This window comes from Candidatus Cloacimonadota bacterium, assembly GCA_012522635.1.
Classification (GTDB): Bacteria; Cloacimonadota; Cloacimonadia; order Cloacimonadales; family Cloacimonadaceae; genus Syntrophosphaera.
Genome location: JAAYKA010000103.1, coordinates 1 through 18,091 on the forward strand (window position 1 = coordinate 1; position 18,091 = coordinate 18,091).

Genomic DNA, 18,091 nt, shown 5'->3' on the forward strand with positions numbered 1-18,091 from the left:
GTATGCACAAAGCTGCCATCTGTCACCCGCACCACAAGATCTGTGGGCAGAGGAATCAGAACCGAACTGCCGGATTCGCCAACGATGCGGAACTGGGGCTGCTTTTTGCGGTCTTTGGATTCGATAATCACAATATCGTGGGAGAATGTGATGTCGTTATATTCTTCTTTGTAGGTGATGTCCTTGATGAAGTTTTCATAGTGGAGCACACCTTTTCCTGTGGAAATGAGCGGGTTGTTGAATTGGTCCCAACTGAGGATCTTCGTATTCATCGCAATTTTTTGGCCGTCGCGAACGTGCACTGTGGCGGCATATTCCACCTTGTATTCTTCCAAAACCTTGCTTTCATCTTCCTCTTCGCACACCAGGATACGACCCAAGTGGCTGACCGAGATGAGCTGATCGTCAATGTTTGTGACAGTGTTCATGCGGTCAAATTTCACGATGCCATCATGGTTTGATGCAACTTCTGCGAGGTCTGTGGCGGTTGATGCCGCTCCACCGATGTGGAAGGTTCGCAGAGTGAGCTGGGTGCCCGGCTCGCCAATGCTTTGAGCCGCAATGATGCCCACAGGGTCACCAATGGTGGCAGGTTTTTGGGTGGCCAGGTTGCGTCCGTAACATTTGGCGCAGATGCCACGCTCGGCCTCACAAGTGAGAACAGAACGTACATGAACCGCGATTACGCCATGGTTTTGGATGGTGCGAGCCATTTTATTGCTGATTTCCTGGCCACTGTGGACCAGAATTTTGCCGGTAACAGGATCAATCACATCGTCAACAGCCGTCCTGCCTTGAATACGTTCGGCCAGGGTGGCAACCACTTCGTTTCCTTCCTTGAGGATATTCATGTGGATGCCGCGGCCTGTTCCGCAATCCTCCTTGGAGATGGTGGCATTTTGAGCCACGTCCACCAAGCGACGGGTCAAATAGCCGGCGTCCGCTGTTTTCAAAGCGGTGTCCGCCAAGCCTTTACGAGCACCGTGGGTGGAAACGAAGTATTCCAACACAGTCAGGCCATCACGGAAGTTTGATTTGATAGGGGTTTCAATCACTTCCGCACCACCGGTGGCGCCTATTTTAGCGGGTTTATCCATCAAGCCACGCATTCCGCCCAGCTGTTTGATCTGGTCTTTGCTGCCGCGTGCACCGGATTTGTACATCATATAGATGGAGTTTAAACCGCTTCTGCTGTGAGAGAGGTCTTCCATCATTTCGTCTGTGACGCGGACGGTGGTTTTTTTCCAAAGATCCACAACACGACCAAAGCGTTCACTTTCGGTGATGCCGCCTTTTTGGTAGAGATCAAAAACCTTTTTGACATCTTCCTCGGACTGGTCGATAATCTCGTCTTTGCGTTTGGGCACAATGATATCGCTAAAACTGAAGGTCACTCCAGCGCGGGTGGCATAGCCAAAGCCCACTTCTTTCAGTTCATCCAAAAACTGGGCTGTACGCCACTGACCCACAGCGTCAAAACATTGCATGGCGAGGTCGTTGAGTTTGCCTTTATCGTAAATCAGGTTCTGGAATCCCACTTCCGCGGGGATGATTTGGTTGAAAACCACACGTCCCACGGTGGTAACGATATATTCACCATCGATTTTCACCCTAATCCAAGTGTGAAGATCGAGCTCGCGCTCTCCCGGCACCTCGCCCTTCACGGAATATGTCTGTTCCTGTGATTCGTAGGCAGCGATAACCTCGTCCATGCCATAAAAATGGCGGAGCGTGGTGATATCGGTTGGTTCAGGTGTTACCTCCATGGTGAGGTAGTAGCAACCCAAAACGATGTCTTGGTTTGCCGCCATTGCCAACCTGCCGTTTGAGGGCAAAAGCAAATTTCGGGTGGAAAGCATCAGGATGCGGGCCTCAATCTGGGCTTCATGCGAAAGAGGAACGTATACGCCCATCTGGTCACCATCAAAGTCCGCGTTGAAAGGAACGCAGACCATCGGATGAATTTGGATGGCTTTGTCGTCGGTCAAAACTGGCATGAAAGCCTGGATTCCCAGCCGGTGAAGAGTGGGCGCACGGTTCAGCAATACGGGATAGTCTTTGATAACATCTTCCAGAATCGACCAAATCTCGGGCTGCTTTTTCTCGATGAGCTTCTTGGCGTTTTTCACCTTATCTGCTTCGCCCATTTTTTGCAGGCGTTCAATCAGATAAGGTTTGAAAAGTTCAACCGCCATTTCTTTGGGGATGCCACATTGATAGAGTTTTAGCTCCGGTCCCACTGTAATCACAGAGCGGCCAGAATAGTCAACACGTTTACCCAGCAAGTTTTGGCGGAAGCGTCCCTGTTTACCCTTCAATTGATCGGTCAGAGATTTCAGGGGACGATTGCCTCTACCCCGCACTGGACGTGCCTTACGAGAGTTGTCAATCAAAGCATCCACGGCTTCCTGGAGCATACGTTTTTCGTTGCGCAAAATCACTTCAGGGGCGCGAATATCCAAAAGCTGTTTCAAACGATTGTTGCGAGTGATGACCCTGCGGTAGAGATCATTGAAGTCCGCAGTGGCAAAGCGCCCGCCTTCCAGCGGGACCAATGGTCTGAGCGTGGGTGGTAAAACGGGCAGGGCTTCCATCACCATATATTCGGGTTTGTTTCCAGATTTTATGAAGGCGTCCACAATTCGAAGCTTGTTAATCAGCTTCTGTTTGTGTAGTGCCGCTTTTTCCATTTTGAGGCGGGAGCGGATATTAAGAGCTTCGTTATGAAGATCAATGCGCTCAAGCAACTCGCGAATGGCTTCGGCACCCATCATGGCAATGAAATTATCCCCCACTTTATCCCTAATCTCGTAATATTCATCCACTTCGATCAATTCATATTTTTCATAGGGGGTATCACCCGGGTCAATCACGATGAAGGATTCATAATAGAGGATGCGTTCCAAATCCTTCACGGTCATATCCAACAGAGTGCCAATCTTGCTGGGAGCGCTTTTTACGAACCAGATGTGCGCAATGGGTACCGCGAGGGCAATATGTCCCATACGGGTGCGGCGCACTCTGGAGCTGGTTACCAACACATTACAGCGATCGCAAACTGTGTTCTGAAAACGTTTTTTCTTATATTTTCCGCAGGCACATTCATAGTCCCGTTCGGGGCCAAAAATTCTTTCACAGAAAAGGCCGTCTTTTTCGGGTTTTAGGGTGCGGTAGTTTAAAGTATCGGGTTTGGTAACTTCGCCATGCGACCATTCGTTAATTATGGTTTCCGACGAAGCCAGTTTGATACGAACCAAATCATATTCGTTGGGGCGGATCTCACGGCGTGTGTCTTTCAACATGTTTACCTCACTTCGCCCTTTTCATTTTCCTTGAGAAACTCAATATCGAATCCCAAGGATTTAAGCTCACTGATAAGCACATTAAACGATTCTGGAACTCCCGGAGGCGGTGGGTTCTCTCCACGTGTGATGGCTTTAAAGGCATTGTTGCGTCCATCCACGTCGTCGCTTTTAATGGTGAGCATTTCTTCCAGAAGGTGGGCTGCGCCATAGGCTTCCAGTGCCCAAACCTCCATCTCTCCCAGTCTTTGACCGCCGTGTTGAGCTTTCCCACCCAAAGGCTGCTGCGTGATGAGCGAGTAGGGTCCAGTGGAGCGAGCGTGCATTTTGTCGGCCACAAGGTGGTTAAGTTTCATCATATAAATAATTCCCACAGTGACACGTTCCTTGAAAGGTTCGCCGGTTTTTCCATCGTACAATACCTGCTTGCCATCGGCGGGCAGATTCGCTTCTTTCAACGCGGCTTCGATTTCCTCCACGGAAGCACCATCGAAAATGGGAGTTTCCACTTCATAGCCCAAAACGTGGGCTGCCATGCCGAGGTGGGTTTCCATGATTTGACCGATGTTCATACGAGAAGGCACGCCCAGAGGATTCAAAACGATATCCACAGGGGTTCCATCTTCCATGAAAGGCATGTCTTCGATGGGAGCCACAATGGAGATAACACCTTTATTTCCATGACGTCCCGCCATTTTATCGCCCACTTCAATTTTGCGCTTTTTAGCCACAAATACTTTCACCATTTTGCGCACGCCATATTGGAGTTCGTCTCCATGTTTAATGCGTTCGCGGGATTTGCGGTAGATATTCTCGCTTTGCTCCAAGGACTGTTTTATCTTTAAGATGATTTCGCCGTAGATCTTGTCGTTTTCTTCCTGATCCTGCACCAGTTGTTCATCCATATCCAGTTTTTTGAAATTGATACGTGCGATATCGGCCTTGGTAATTTTTTTACCGGATGGAATGAAATAGATATTAGTCTTTTCGTCCCAGATGGTTTGCGCTTTTTGACCCAAGAGGGCGGCTGAAAGCTTTTCTGCCTTGAATTCCTCCACCTTCTTGCGGCGCAGGCTCAAGTCTTTTTTCAGCTTGGCATACTTTTCATCCTTGTCCTCATCCATTTCAATACCATCTTCCAAGCGGGAAAACACTTTCACGTCGATAACCACGCCTTCCATGCCAGGTTTGGCCTTCAGGGAGCTGTTTGTGAAATCCCCGGCGCGGTCGCCAAAAAGGGCTCGCATCAGGTTTTCTTCGGGTGAGGGGTCAATTTCTATGCTTTTGGGAGTCACTTTTCCAACGATGATATCACCAGCCTCGATTACCGAACCAACCCGGACAATGCCTGTTTTATCAAGATTTCTGAGGGCATAAGGTGGAACGTTGGGAATGTCGTATGCCAGTTCTTCACGGCCGTTTTTCACATTGCGAACCAACACTTCCATCTCTTCGATGTAGATGGAGGTGAGGCTGTCATCGCGGGCCACTTTTTCGCTTAAAATGATGGCATCTTCATAGTTATAGCCATACCAGGGCATGAAGGCAACCAACAGGTTGGCACCCAGCGCAAGACGGTTGTCTTCCACGCAGGCACCATCAGAAATAGGCTGACCTTTGCGAACTTGGTCGCCAATGCGAACCACAGGGCGCTGGTTGTTGCAGGTATCCTGGTTCGTACGCTCGAACTTTTTAAGTTCAATGCGATTGCCTGTGCCGAGGTAAAACACCTCGTCCTTTTCACTGAGCGGCTTGATTTCCACGTAGGCAGAGGTGACATTTGTCACAATGCCGTCGTAGGGTGCCACGGCAATGTTTGAAGTGTCCATGGTGGCAATTTTTTCCATGCCAGTGCCAACAATGGGCGCAACCGGATTGATTAACGGTACAGCCTGGCGTTGCATGTTCGAACCCATCAGGGCTCGGTTTGCGTCGTCATGCTCCAAAAATGGAATCATGGACGCGGAGACGGAAACCATTTGCTGAGGCGCAACATCCATGAAATGAACTTGTTTGGGATCGACCAGGATAAAATCGCCTTTGTCACGAGCAAAGACTGTTTCATTCGTAATCCGGCGATCTTCATCCAAAGTAATATCGCATTGGGCAATGATATATTTATCTTCCTGAACAGCGTCCAAAAAGACATATTCTGAGGTCACTTTTCCATCCACAATCTTGCGATATGGGGTTTCCATGAAACCAAACTGATTTATCCTCGAATAGATGGAAGGTGAAACAATGAGCCCGATATTTGGTCCTTCGGGAGTTTCGATGGGACAAATTCTGCCATAGTGGGTGGCGTGAACGTCACGAACCTCAAAACCAGCCCGTTCGCGGGTAAGCCCGCCGGGGCCAAGAGCGGAAAACGCTCTTTTATGTCTGAGGGAAGCCAGAGGGTTCGTCTGTTCCATAAATTGGGAAAGCTGGCCAGTGAGGAAAAATGATTGGACAACCGAGATGAGGGCATTGCTGTTCACCAAGTCATGAACGGTAACTTCATCAGTGTTCGAGATTGCCATGCGCTCCTGGATGATGCGGGAAACCATGGAAAGTCCCGTTTTGAACTGTTCTTCCAACAGTTCACCAACTGTGCGAACCCGGCGGTTTGAGAGGCTGTCGATATCGTCGATTTCATCCTGGTCATTGTAGATATTGACCAAGGTTTTGAAAATATGGACAAAATCCTCCACGCAAAGGGTCATGCAATTGGGATCCACATCGATATCCAGGCGAGTGTTGATTTTATAGCGCCCCACCTTGTCCAAATTATAACGTTTTTCGGTGAAAAACATACGGTCAACCAGGTCCTTCGCAGCCTCCAGGGTGGCGTCTTCGCCTGGCCTGATGAGGCTGTAGACCTTTTTCAGCGCGTCTTCCTGGTTTTCTGTTGGATCCTTGGCGATGGTGTTTTCCAATACTTTGCGGGCGATTTCAAAATCATAGTCAATCACCTCAACGGTTTTTATGCCGTGAGTTTCCAGGGTTTTCACAAGCGTATCGGTAATTTGTTCGTTCGCCAGAGCCACGGCATCTTCAACGCCTTTCACTGTGATATCTTTATAGAGGTGGCGACCCCTGGCTTTTTTCAAATTCAGCTTTTCTGTTTTATAGAATGTTTTACGCAAGTCTTCATTTGTGGAAATCCCGATGGCACGCAGGATAACAGTGACCGGCAGCTTGCGACGTTTATCGATATGAACATACATCACGTCGTGGATATCGATGTTGAATTCCAGCCAGGAACCGTTATATGGAATCACTTTGGCGGAATAAAGAGTCTTGCCGCTGGGATGTTTGCTTTCCGAGAAAAAGACGCCGGGTGAACGCTGAAGCTGGGAAATCACAACCCTTTCAGCTCCATTGATGATGAAGGTGCCCTGGTCTGTAATCAGGGGCACTTCACCCAAAAACACTTCCTGTTCAATAACGTCTTGAACCAGGCGTTCTTCTTCGGTTTGCTCATAGATGGATAGCCGCAGCCGCACTTTCAGCGGTGCCTGGTAGGAAAGGTTTCTTTCGCGGCATTCATCAATTGAATATTTTTCCTGCAGAACATTGTATTCCATGAATTCCAACTGGAAATTGCCCTTGTTATCCTCAATGGGGAAGGTGGATTCAAAAACAGCCTGAAGACCTTTCTTCTCACGGCTTTGAGGACGGATGTCCTTTTGTAAAAAATAGTCGAACGAATCCACTTGCATAGCCAGCAGATTGGGAATTTCCACTTCCGGGATGCCAAGCTCGGCAAAGCGGCCGGATATCTTGGAAAAACTCTTGATCTTTCTCAAAAGCTCACTCCTTTGCGGTCTCTAACCGTCTCGTGAATAGTGTGTTGCTTGCGCACTCTCGATTGTGCAAAGTGAATAATCTGCCAAAAATCGAGGTGTTGGCGGGACAATGAGAACAGATTTGCGAATTTAGACATAACAAGTCCAAAAAAAGTCCCGGGGGACTTTTTTTGGACATCGTATAAGGGATTTCAGCCCTATTTAACTTCGACAGAAGCACCGACTTCTTCGAGTTTTTTCTGAACTGATTCCGCTTCTTCTTTGCTGACTTTTTCCACAACCATTTTGGGCGCGCCGTCAACCAGATCTTTGGCTTCCTTCAGCCCAAGTTTGGTGATCTCACGCACAACCTTGATAACGTTGATCTTTTTCTCGCCTGCGCTGTTCAGAATGACGTCAAATTCGGTCTGTTCTTCCTTGGCTTCAGGGCCAGCTGCGGGAGCGGCGGCAACAGCAACGGGAGCGGCGGCGGAAACGCCAAATTTCTCTTCCATCGCTTCAACGAGTTCAGCAACTTCAAGCAGACTCATTTCAGAAATCAGGTCAATTACTTGAGTTATTTTATCGGACATTTTTTCCTCCAGGAAATTATATATTTTGGTTAGCTTGCCTTGGTTTTGGCAATGGCATCAAGCGCGTAGACTAATTTACGGGCGACACCTTGTGATGCGTTCAGGAAGTTTGTGATCGGGGCATTCAAGCTGCCCATGACCTTGGATAGGAGTTCATCGCGGGTGGGCAGTTTTGCCAGGGAAATCAACTGGGCTTGGTCATAGACCTGACCAGCCACAAATCCAACCTTAAAACTGGGAAACTCCGCGTCTTCCATCACTTCCTTAATGAATTTGACCAGCACTCTGGCGGGGGCAACCTCATCGCTTTTGCAGATGGCAAGCGCAGTGGGTCCCACCAAAAATTCGTCAAGTTCGTTGATGCCCAAATCGTTCAGGGCTATCTTGATCAGGGTGTTCTTTTGAACCAGGTAATCCACTTCCACGTCACGATAGTTGTTCCGCAGTTGGCTCACCTGTTCCACATTTATTCCCTTGTAATCCACCAGTACGATCGCTTTGGCGCCTTCTAAACGTTCTTTCAATTGTGCAACAATGTCATATTTAACATTTTGAACCATTTTTCTCTCCTTTAGCTCTTCGCTGCCAGAGTTGCGCTTGCGATTTGCAGCTTGATCCCGGGACCCATGGTGGTGCAAAGAGTTATGCTCTTGATGAACACGCCTTTCATTGTGGGCGGGCGTTCTTTCAATATCGCTGCCAGGATGGCTTTGATATTGTCTCTGAGCATCTCTGGGGAAAAGCTGATTTTTCCAGCGGGGATGTGCAAATTCGCAAATTTGTCCACCCTGTAGGCGATTTTACCGCCCTTGCTTTCCTCAACGGCTTTTCCGATGTCCATGGTCACGGTACCAACCTTTGGATTGGGCATCAGGCCGCGCGGACCCAACACCCTTCCCAGTTTGCCGATTTTGCCCATCATCGTGGGTGTGGTGATCACGACGTCGAATTCGAACCATCCGCCCGAAATCTTTTCCATCAGATCATCCAAGCCAACGTGATCGGCACCGGCATTCCTGGCCTCGTCTGCCTTTTCGCCTTCTGCAAAAACCAAAACACGCGAAATCTTGCCCGTTCCATGGGGCAAAACAAGCGAATTTCGGATTTGCTGATCGGCTTTGCGGGGATCGACCCCCAGATTCAGATGAACTTCAACCGTCTCATCGAATTTTGAAGTCGGAACGGCTTTCAAAATCTTGAGCGCTTCGTCAAGTTCATAGCGTTTCTGGCGGTCATACATCCCGTAGGCAGTGTTGTACCTTTTGCTATGTTTCATTGACTCTCCTTATGAATATTATCTCCTGCACAAGGCGGGTCAGTCGTCAACGACGACTCCCATACTCCTTGCAGTGCCAGCGATCATACTCATAGCAGATTCAAGGGTATTACAGTTTAAATCCTGCATTTTCTGCTGGGCGATATTGCGCAGCTGTTCTTGATTGATGTGTCCCACCTTTTCTTTATTTGGTGTGGACGAACCTTTGGCCAAACCGGCCTCTTTCTTGATCAAAATCGACGCAGGTGGTGTCTTGATCTCAAAAGTGAAGGATTTATTTTTGGCGACATAAATAACCACGGGGAAAATCATCCCGGGCTGGTCGGCTGTTTTTTCATTGAACTGGCGGCAAAATTCGGGAATATTCACTCCCACCTGGCCCAAAGCCGGTCCAACCGGAGGGGCCGGGGTCGCTTTGCCAGCGGGAAGCTGAAGCTTCAGCATTGCCACAACGTCTTTAGGTTTCGCCATTTTTATTCCTCAATGTTTATTTTTTCAAAATTTCCACTTGGTTGGCACTAAGCTCAACCGGGGTACGCCTGCCAAACACAGTCACGTCGATCACCAGCTTTTGGCCGTCGTCTGCAACCTTTTGCACGATTCCTTCAAAATCCGTGAAGGGGCCAGTGGTAACCTTAACCATATCACCGGGCATGTAATCGAACAATTTACCCGGCTCTTTTTCTCTGTCCGCGATGCCCAGAAGGCGGTTAACTTCTTCTTCGTCCAAAGGGATGGGGTCTTTATGATCCCTGCTTTGGCCCAAAAACTTTGTGACCCCAGCGATGCCCAAAATGTAGGTGCGAAGCTGCGGAGTCAAATCCGCTTCGATGAAAACGTAGCTGGTGAACAGTTTGCGTTCCTGCTCCACCCTCTTGCCTTCGCGAATGATGAAGGCCTTTCGCAGCGGCACAAGCAACTGCCCCACATGGTTCGCGAGCTCGGTTCCTTCCAGCCCTTTTTCGATGGCTGTTTTCACCTTGTTCTCATGCGAAGAATAGGTATGGATCGCATACCACTTCATTGCCTCTGCCATTTTCCCTCTTTAAAAAAGAAGTTTCACCAATTGGCCAAAGCCAAAATCCACCAAAGCCAAAAACAGCGCCACGATACCAGAAATAACGATCACAACGACCGTTCCTTCCCTGATGTCGTCCATGGTGGGCCAGGACACTGCGCGCATTTCACTTGCCACATCATGAAAAAAGTGGCCAATCTTATTGAACATGGTTTTCATTGTTTCACCATTAAGGGAGCCAGGCTCCGCTCAAAATAAAATGTGGCAGGACAGGCAGGAATCGAACCCGCAACCCCCGGTTTTGGAGACCGGTGCTCTACCAATTGAACTACTGTCCTGCAACATATATTTAGCGCTGTTTGTGCAGCGTGTGTTTCCGGCAGTTGGGGCAAAACTTTTTCAGCTCCAATCTGCTGGGATGCTTGCGCTTGTTACGTGTGGTTGTGTAATTGCGGTTTTTGCAATCCTCGCAAGCCAAGATAATGATATCTCTCATTTTAGATCATCCAGGGCTTATTCGACGATGGCGCCAACCACGCCGCTTCCGATGGTCCGACCGCCTTCGCGGATGGCGAAACGCAGACCCTGCTCCATGGCGATGGGAGTGATGAGTTCAGCGGTGATTTCAACGTTATCACCAGGCATAACCATCAACACACCATCGGGAAGGGTCAGAGAACCGGTCACGTCGGTGGTACGGAAATAGAACTGGGGACGATATCCCGTGCGGAAGGGATTCTTGCGTCCACCTTCCTCAGCGGTCAGAACGTAGGTCTGTCCGGTGAATCTGATGTGAGGGGTGATGGATTTGGGTTTGGCCAAAACCATTCCACGCTCAACGTCATCTTTGGCGAATCCGCGCAGCAGAACGCCAATGTTGTCTCCAGCCTGGGCTTCGTCAAGAAGCTTGCGGAACATTTCCACACCGGTGCAGGTGGTTTCAACGGTTTCACGGATGCCAACGCGTTCAACTTTGTCACCAACTTTGATGACGCCACGTTCCACACGGCCAGTGGCCACGGTTCCGCGTCCCGGAATGGAAAATACGTCTTCCACGGGAAGCAGGAAGGGTTTGTCGGTGGCGCGGTCGGGTTGCGGGACATAGCTGTCCACGGCGTCCATCAGTTCCTGGATCTGGGCTTCAGCCTCGGGATCCTGGTTCAAAGCCTTGAGAGCTGAACCGCGAATCACGGGGATGTCGCTGCCGGGGAAATCATATTTTTCCAGAAGTTCGCGAACTTCCATTTCCACCAGGTCCAAAAGTTCAGGATCATCAACCATATCAATCTTGTTCATGAACACCACGATGGCAGGCACGCCCACTTGACGGGCGAGCAGGATATGTTCGCGGGTCTGGGGCATGGGGCCGTCCGCGGCGCTTACGACGAGGATGGCTCCGTCCATTTGTGCTGCGCCGGTAATCATGTTTTTGATATAGTCGGCGTGGCCGGGGCAGTCAACATGCGCGTAGTGACGGCCTTCGGTCTCATACTCTACGTGGGACGTGGCGATTGTAATACCACGCGCTTTTTCTTCCGGCGCGTTGTCGATGCTGTCAAAGCTACGGACTTGCGCGCCGCCCTTTTTGCTCAAATACGCAGTGATAGCTGCGGTCAACGTTGTTTTGCCATGATCGATGTGGCCAATCGTACCAATGTTGACGTGCGGCTTGGTACGAACGAATTTTTCTTTTGCCATTTTTCCTCCTGGGACCCGCTCGCGGATCCCACGTCGTGTTTTGTTATTTTTAATCTTATCGATAAAGAAAGTGGAGCTCAAGATCGGACTCGAACCGATGACCTCCTCCTTACCAAGGAGGTGCTCTACCTGCTGAGCTACTTGAGCTAAAATCTTCAGATATAAGGCGTTTGGATACATGAAAATGGAGCGGGAAACGGGGTTCGAACCCGCGACCCTCAGCTTGGAAGGCTGATGCTCTACCAACTGAGCTATTCCCGCTGGCATTCTCAAAAAAAAGTGGTGGACAGGGGAGGATTCGAACCTCCGTAGACTCTCGTCGCTGGGTTTACAGCCCAGTGCCATTAACCACTCGACCACCTGTCCACAATTTCTGGAGCCGATGAAGGGAGTTGAACCCCCAACCTATTGATTACAAATCAATTGCTCTGCCATTGAGCTACATCGGCGTCAAGAAGTACCATGTATTTCCAACACCAGAATTCTGTCAATAACTTTTCTTGCTTCACTCTATGATTCAACCGAAAAACCCGGTTCGGTACAAAAAATTATTAGTCCCCTTTTTTGTCAAGAACAGCTTTTATTTTTTTTAGAAGGTTCGGATTTTAGCTGAGCTGCCTGCGCTTTCTTCAAAGATGGCGTCTGAATTTTTTCTGTTCCATCAAGATTGAATGATTGTGGCTTTTTCGGGTTGCCTCCCTCTTGCCGCCCTTAGTATTCCTTTACTTTTTTAAGAAAAAGTTTGGATTGATAAAAGGGCCCACCTTGGCGGGTGAGCCCTTTTTTATCTAATCAGAACTTGCGTTTTGCTATTTGATGATAACCATTTGAGCTCGGCGGTTTTCCTGACGTCCAGCCGCTGTGCTGTTGGTGGCGATGGGATCTTTTGAGCTGTAGCCCTTGATTTCGATTTGTTCCCCGTCCACGCCTCTGGCAACCAGATAATCCTTCACCACTTTGGCACGGTTGTGGGAAAGCGGTTCGTTAATCTTGTCGCTGCCTTGGCTGTCGGTGTGGCCTTGGATTTCGACCATTGTATCGGGCAGTTTTTTAAGGAATTCCGCCACGCGGTCCAAGGCTGGTTTATCACCGTCGCGAATCACGTAGAGGTTGGTGTCGAAATGGACGATGAGCTTTGCCAGCTCTTGTGCCAGGAGGTCTTCATCGCTGGGACCGGCGGGTTTCGGAGCGGACACTGTTCCAACCAATGGCATGGGCAGGGTCACCGCGCCTTCGCTCTTGTGGTCGATGGCGCCGGCGAAATTGCCAACCTTGTCGCCCTTCAGTCTCACCCAGACGTCTCCGGAGAAATTGGGATTGACGGTGGCGCTTGGCTTCCAGGTCTTTCCGCCATCCACAGAAATCTCAAAACCTTCCGGGGCGTTGAGCTGGATGTTTCCAGTCAGGTTCAACCCGTTCAGTTTATAGTTCTGCGGAGCGGAGGGCGTGCCCAGTTCCGTGTTGAAAGGTTTCAGGTTTTGCAGGCTCAAATTCAGTTCCGGAATGGCCGGGACTTTCAGGTCGGTCACTGTTCCAATCACGGGAAGTTTGAACGTTGTGGCGTCTTTGCTGGCGTGATCGATGCTGCCGCTAAAGTTTCCGGCTTTGGCACCGGTGAGACGAACCAGGATTTCCCTGTCGATACTTCCGGGCACAATCATCGAATGAGCATAGGTTTTGCCGCCATCCAGGGAGAATTCAAAACCTGCCGGCGCGGTGATGTCAATATCGCCCTTCAGGTTTTCACCCTTGATTTTATAGCTTTGCGCGGCGGAAGGTTTGCCCACTTCGGTGGAGAATGTTTTAAGGTCGCCAGCTTGCAGCCTGATTTGAGGAAGCTTGGGCGCGTCGGGAAGTGTCACCACTCCCAAAACCGGCAGGGCAACCCTGTTGGCGCCTTCGCTATCGTGATTCAAGGTGCCGCCAAATTCGCCGGCTTTGGCGCCAGTGAGGCGAACCAAAAAGTCTCCGTCGAAGCCAGCGTCAACTGTCGCGGCTTTTTTCCAAGTTTTGCCTCCGTCGATGGAAAGCTCAAATCCTTCCGGGGCTTCAACCTGGATTTTGCCAGTCAAATTGGTTCCAGAAATCTTGTAAGCCTGAGCGGCGGAAGGGGTTCCCTGTACTGTGGTAAAAGAGCCCAGCTTCGCGTCGAGCTTCAGAACAGGCTGCACAACCTTGTCGGTAACGGTTCCAAACACGGGAAGCAACATGGGAGTGGCGCCCTTGCTGGCATGGCTGATATAGCCTTCGTAAACGCCTTTCTTGGCGCCGGTGAGACGAACCAAAACGCGACCATCAAAGCCAGCGGGCAATTCCAGGCTTGGATAGTAGTTTTTACCATCGATGGAAATCTCAAAAGCTTCAGGAGCTTCCAAGCTGATTCCCTGGCTCAGGTCGATTCCTTTCAGGTCGTAAGCCTGTGGCAATGAAGGCGTTCCCACTTCGGTGCTGAATCTTGCCAATTGGGCTTTGATATCGATGTTTCCAGCCACGACAGGAACAGTTTTTTTGGCGCCGAAATTGATTCCCACCCCGATGTAGGGTGTCAGGAGCGCGTCGTTCATCTTGCCTGTTTCCACCAGGTCAATGTTGTCCTTGGTGAAGAGGTTATACTTCACACCCAGTTCGCTGACGATGTTTTTCTTATAAAGGAAAGAAATACCAGCGGCGGCGTGCGGAACGGTGAAGTGTCCCCTGAAACCAGCCGGGACGCTGGGGTTATCCGCGATGCCTGGATTGGCTTTACTGCCATGGGTGGACCAACCCGCGCCCAGTTCGGCAAATGGCGAAATACGCTTCAAAAAAGCGTCTTCAGAAAAATTAATTGCCCCAACCGTGGTGGGACGGACTTTCAGATAAAGATTAATCCCTTCCAATGAGGAAAAATATGACTCGTTTGGGTCATCACCCTGGACTGCCACGTTGGCAAACCAAGGGCTGATGCCCACTCCAAGCCAATCTTTGATGGCCCAGGCATCCCAAGCAACCGCCCAGGCGCCTTTTTTGGAATTCGTGCCTTCAATGTCATCCAAAGGAATGCCAAGCCCGCCTTCCAACAAAAGGGTGCTCTCGAAGGCATGGATTGCCGGCATCAACGCCAGCAACAACAATGTAACAAGAATAGCTTTTGATCTTTTTAGCATGTTCACCTCGTATTTTCAAAAGTTTCTCCAGATGATTACAAACTAAATGACAGCCCTTGTGGTGTCAAGAACAAAAATTATCTGCTTTTATTATCTGTGTATTATTTTCAACAAAAAGCCATTTTCTTTTTGGCAAGCTTGCCGTGGAATCGAAATTGCATATTTTTTCATCATCTGGCGAAAACCCACTGACATGTTTCGCAAGTTTATACGCCGCTAATAGTTGCGCGATTGCCACGGTTAATTTCAAACCGACGCTTGGCAGAAAAATGGAGACCCAATGAAAAAATATATGATTTTCTTGACCCTGATTCTGGCTTGGGGAATTATTTTTGCTCAAACCACTGTTTTTAACGATGATTTTTCAAATTATCAGAGCGCGAACTGGACCACTTCCGGTCAGATTGGCTCCAGCGGATGGTATGTAACCCGCTCTGGAGCGGATTGGGGAGCGCGCCGAAACACAAGCCCCGCCCAGTTGGAATTAACCAACGACGCCAGTGGCAGTACAAATGCCGACGGCTGGGTCTTTGCCAATTATCTCACCTCCAATTTCAGCGCGCCCTACAATAGGATTTTGGCAAACAACAGCGGTCAAATAACCTGGGTTTTCAACATCAGACAAATTCGACCCAACCCCGGCGGTTTTGATTCCGGAAACTACGGCGTCGCCTTCATTTTGGGCGCCACCGATGAATCTGTAAAAACCTCGGGATCAGGCTACGCCGTGGTTTACGGACAATCAGGCGATACTGACCCCGTTCGCTTGGCAAAATTTACCGGCGGAATCTCCAATGGCAGCCTCGTGAACCTAATCACCAGTAACACCAGCGGTTTGACTGATTTTGGAGCCGAATATCTGAGCGTGAAAGTGACCTACGATTCCAACACAAATAAATGGGAGCTTTTCCTGCGCAATGATGGAGGTTCCGCTTTTGCCGACCCCCTCAGCGGAAATCTGGTCTCCCAGGGAACCGCCACCGACAACACCTACACCTCAAACTCACTCAACTATTTTGGCGCCTTTTGGCATGGTTCCACCGCCGCGAATCAAACTTCGTTTTTCGACAACATTTCCGTGCAAATCACGCCCCATCACGTTGCCCACCTGAATGTTAGCCCGCTGAACCTTTCCGGATTCTACTATATATTGAATAACGGCCCTTCCCAAGAGCAACAATTCACCGTGTCAGGTTCGGAACTTATTCAAAATGTAACTGTTAAACCCTCATCAAATTACGAGATTTCCCTTCAGGGTGGAGCCGCCTTTTCTCCCACAAACACCATCAACCTGTCTCCCAGTGGCGGAACCCTCTCCCCCACAACAATTTATGTGAGACTGAAAGCCGGACTTCCCGCCCAAAACTATATAAATGAAGAAATCAGCGTTTCCACTCTCGGCGCCCAAACCGAAACTGTCGTCTGCAGCGGAGCAGTTTTGGAACCCGGAATCACGGTGGCGCCTGCTTCCCTGAGCGGATTCAGCTACATGTTTGGCTTGGGTCCTTCCTCCGAAAAAAGCTTCAACGTCAGCGCTCAAAACCTCTATGCAAACCTGATTATCAGCGCTCCGAACGAATTTGAAATCTCCCTCAGCCCCCAAAGCGATTACTCTGGCTCCCTCTCGCTTCAACCCAATGGCTCAAGCCTCCCACCCACAACCGTTTATGTTCGCTTGAAAGCAGGTTTGCCCACTGGAAACTATAACAACAAAAACATTGATTTAAACAGCTCCGGCGCCTCAATCCAAACCGTATCTTGCAGCGGTACAGTGATTTCCGGCTCCAATCCTGATGTCCCTCTCGCTTTGGAAGCCAGCGCCATCAACCCCGGCGGGTTCACCGCAAACTGGCTCCGCGTGGAAAACGCAAGTTCCTACCGCCTCGATGTTTACACCGGTTCCGATGTGGAAGACCTCTTCATCTCCGAATACGTGGAAGGCAGCAGCGACAACAAATATATCGAAATCTACAACGGAACCAGCGCCGCCATCGACCTCTCAAACTACCGCCTCCAGCTTTTCGCCAATGGAGCCAGCTCTCCAACCAACAACGTCCAGCTTTCCGGAGACCTGGCCAGCGGTGCCTGTGTGGTTTACAAAAATAGCGCGGCGACTTTGCAACTGCCTTCGGGTGTGACGGCAATCAACAACGCCGCGGTGAATTTCAACGGAAACGACGCCGTGGCGCTTTACAAAATATCCACCGCTTCCTACGTCGATATTTTTGGCAGAATTGGAGAAAACCCCGGATACTACTGGGGGTCGGGGTCCAATGTGACGATGGATAAAACCCTGGTGCGCAAGGCTTTCGTAACTTCCGGAATCACCCAAAACCCAAGCTCTGGATTTCCAACTTTGGAAAGCGAGTGGGATTTTTATCCCAAAGATACCGTCGATTATTTGGGCTCTCACAACCATCGCGCCAGAGCCATCAGCTACGTTCCCGGCTACGAAAACCTCAATGTGGGCAACATTTCCAGCCACCTCGTGTCCGGTTTGGAAGAAAACACGCTATACCACTATCTTGTCCGTGCTGAAAACCCCTACGGAACCAGCGCGAATTCAAACGCCATTGATGTTACCACCACTTCCACCAGCGACCCCGCCATCTATGTCAGCGGTGGTTTCAGCCATTTCTCCACCCCCACCGGAACACCTTCTCAACCACAGAGTTACAGTCTTTCCTCCGCGAATCTGACCCAAAACATCACCATCTCCATTCCCAGTGGTTTTGAAATCTCCACTAATAACGGAAACAGCTACAGCGCCAATTCCACCAGCGTCTCCCCCACTTTTTCCGGACAGGTTTTGGTTCGCCTGAGTGGTTCCGCCAGTGGAACCTACAGCGGAAACCTGGTTCATTCAAGCCCCGGCGCTCCCAGCGTGAGCCTGCCTCTGTCGGGTTTGGTGGCGAGCGAGAATATCGAAGCTCCCACTTTGCAAGCCCACGACATCATCGGCTATCCAGCCTACACCTCCATTTCCTTGGAATGGACGCCCGGAAACGGCGCTCGTCGGGTGGTTAAAATCAACACCAACAACAGTTTCACCACTCCCGCTGACGGCAGCGACCCCACCGCCAACACCTTCTACACCGGCAGTGGCGAACAGGTGATTTTCAACGGCGCCACCCAGTTCTTTGAAGACATCCCCTTCAATGGCTGCACGGTCACAAACCTCACCCCCAATACACTTTATTGGTTCAGAATTTACGAATACAACGGCAGCGGAATCGACACCCGCTATCTGGACGTCACCGCCACAAACAATCCCCAATCCGTTTCCACCAC

12 protein-coding genes and 5 tRNA genes are annotated in these 18,091 nt (G+C 49.9%); 1 reads left to right on the top strand and 16 read right to left on the bottom strand.

Translation table 11 applies throughout. The annotated features are described in order from the left end of the window. The 16 genes from rpoC to GX135_05430 form a co-directional block, all read right to left on the bottom strand. Window positions 1-3,302: DNA-directed RNA polymerase subunit beta' (gene rpoC, locus GX135_05355; protein NLN85516.1), on the bottom strand; the 3,302-nt coding region annotated here is incomplete at its 3' end. A 2-nt stretch (window positions 3,303-3,304) separates the two neighbouring features. Beyond that, window positions 3,305-7,093: a DNA-directed RNA polymerase subunit beta gene (gene rpoB / locus GX135_05360; protein NLN85517.1), complete on the bottom strand. Its 3,789-nt coding sequence runs from the start codon at window positions 7,091-7,093 to the stop codon at window positions 3,305-3,307. A gap of 197 nt (window positions 7,094-7,290) precedes the next feature. Beyond that, window positions 7,291-7,665 carry a 50S ribosomal protein L7/L12 gene (gene rplL, locus GX135_05365; GenBank protein ID NLN85518.1) on the bottom strand — a complete coding sequence of 125 codons (375 nt, stop codon included), beginning with the start codon at window positions 7,663-7,665 and terminating at the stop codon, window positions 7,291-7,293. Window positions 7,666-7,694: 29 nt separating this feature from the next. Then, complete coding sequence (locus tag GX135_05370; protein ID NLN85519.1) at window positions 7,695-8,225, bottom strand: 50S ribosomal protein L10; 531 nt, start codon at window positions 8,223-8,225, stop codon at window positions 7,695-7,697. Between the two features lie 11 nt (window positions 8,226-8,236). Continuing rightward, the gene (locus GX135_05375; protein ID NLN85520.1) at window positions 8,237-8,941 is read right to left on the bottom strand and encodes a 50S ribosomal protein L1; all 705 of its coding nucleotides are present in this window, start codon (window positions 8,939-8,941) and stop codon (window positions 8,237-8,239) included. Window positions 8,942-8,980: 39 nt separating this feature from the next. After that, window positions 8,981-9,412 carry a 50S ribosomal protein L11 gene (gene rplK / locus GX135_05380; GenBank protein ID NLN85521.1) on the bottom strand — a complete coding sequence of 144 codons (432 nt, stop codon included), beginning with the start codon at window positions 9,410-9,412 and terminating at the stop codon, window positions 8,981-8,983. A 16-nt stretch (window positions 9,413-9,428) separates the two neighbouring features. Then, window positions 9,429-9,965, bottom strand: coding sequence for a transcription termination/antitermination factor NusG (gene nusG, locus GX135_05385; GenBank protein NLN85522.1), 537 nt, complete (start codon window positions 9,963-9,965; stop codon window positions 9,429-9,431). A 21-nt stretch (window positions 9,966-9,986) separates the two neighbouring features. Next, window positions 9,987-10,169 carry a preprotein translocase subunit SecE gene (gene secE, locus GX135_05390; GenBank protein ID NLN85523.1) on the bottom strand — a complete coding sequence of 61 codons (183 nt, stop codon included), beginning with the start codon at window positions 10,167-10,169 and terminating at the stop codon, window positions 9,987-9,989. A gap of 52 nt (window positions 10,170-10,221) precedes the next feature. Then, a tRNA-Trp gene (locus GX135_05395) sits at window positions 10,222-10,297 on the bottom strand. Between the two features lie 11 nt (window positions 10,298-10,308). Further along, window positions 10,309-10,455 carry a 50S ribosomal protein L33 gene (rpmG, locus tag GX135_05400; GenBank protein NLN85524.1) on the bottom strand — a complete coding sequence of 49 codons (147 nt, stop codon included), beginning with the start codon at window positions 10,453-10,455 and terminating at the stop codon, window positions 10,309-10,311. Between the two features lie 17 nt (window positions 10,456-10,472). Then, complete coding sequence (gene tuf / locus GX135_05405; protein ID NLN85525.1) at window positions 10,473-11,657, bottom strand: elongation factor Tu; 1,185 nt, start codon at window positions 11,655-11,657, stop codon at window positions 10,473-10,475. A 71-nt stretch (window positions 11,658-11,728) separates the two neighbouring features. After that, window positions 11,729-11,804 (bottom strand) — tRNA-Thr (locus GX135_05410). 38 nt (window positions 11,805-11,842) lie between these two features. After that, window positions 11,843-11,918, bottom strand: a tRNA-Gly gene (locus GX135_05415). Window positions 11,919-11,937: 19 nt separating this feature from the next. Continuing rightward, window positions 11,938-12,023, bottom strand: a tRNA-Tyr gene (locus GX135_05420). An 8-nt stretch (window positions 12,024-12,031) separates the two neighbouring features. Continuing rightward, a tRNA-Thr gene (locus GX135_05425) sits at window positions 12,032-12,106 on the bottom strand. 360 nt (window positions 12,107-12,466) lie between these two features. After that, complete coding sequence (locus GX135_05430; GenBank protein NLN85526.1) at window positions 12,467-14,800, bottom strand: OmpA family protein; 2,334 nt, start codon at window positions 14,798-14,800, stop codon at window positions 12,467-12,469. A gap of 280 nt (window positions 14,801-15,080) precedes the next feature. Here GX135_05430 and GX135_05435 point away from each other — a divergent pair. Beyond that, the coding region (locus GX135_05435; protein ID NLN85527.1) for a hypothetical protein at window positions 15,081-18,091 on the top strand (3,011 nt) is incomplete at its 3' end.

Bases quoted from the DNA above. Each gene is read 5' to 3' on its own strand.
- nusG (NLN85522.1), bottom strand. From the start codon at position 9,965: ATGAAGTGGTATGCGATCCATACCTATTCTTCGCATGAGAACAAGGTG.
- GX135_05375 (NLN85520.1), bottom strand. From the start codon at position 8,941: ATGAAACATAGCAAAAGGTACAACACTGCCTACGGGATGTATGACCGC.
- secE (NLN85523.1), bottom strand. From the start codon at position 10,169: ATGTTCAATAAGATTGGCCACTTTTTTCATGATGTGGCAAGTGAAATG.
- GX135_05370 (NLN85519.1), bottom strand. From the start codon at position 8,225: ATGGTTCAAAATGTTAAATATGACATTGTTGCACAATTGAAAGAACGT.
- rplK (NLN85521.1), bottom strand. From the start codon at position 9,412: ATGGCGAAACCTAAAGACGTTGTGGCAATGCTGAAGCTTCAGCTTCCC.
- tuf (NLN85525.1), bottom strand. From the start codon at position 11,657: ATGGCAAAAGAAAAATTCGTTCGTACCAAGCCGCACGTCAACATTGGT.
- rplL (NLN85518.1), bottom strand. From the start codon at position 7,665: ATGTCCGATAAAATAACTCAAGTAATTGACCTGATTTCTGAAATGAGT.
- rpmG (NLN85524.1), bottom strand. From the start codon at position 10,455: ATGAGAGATATCATTATCTTGGCTTGCGAGGATTGCAAAAACCGCAAT.
- GX135_05430 (NLN85526.1), bottom strand. From the start codon at position 14,800: ATGCTAAAAAGATCAAAAGCTATTCTTGTTACATTGTTGTTGCTGGCG.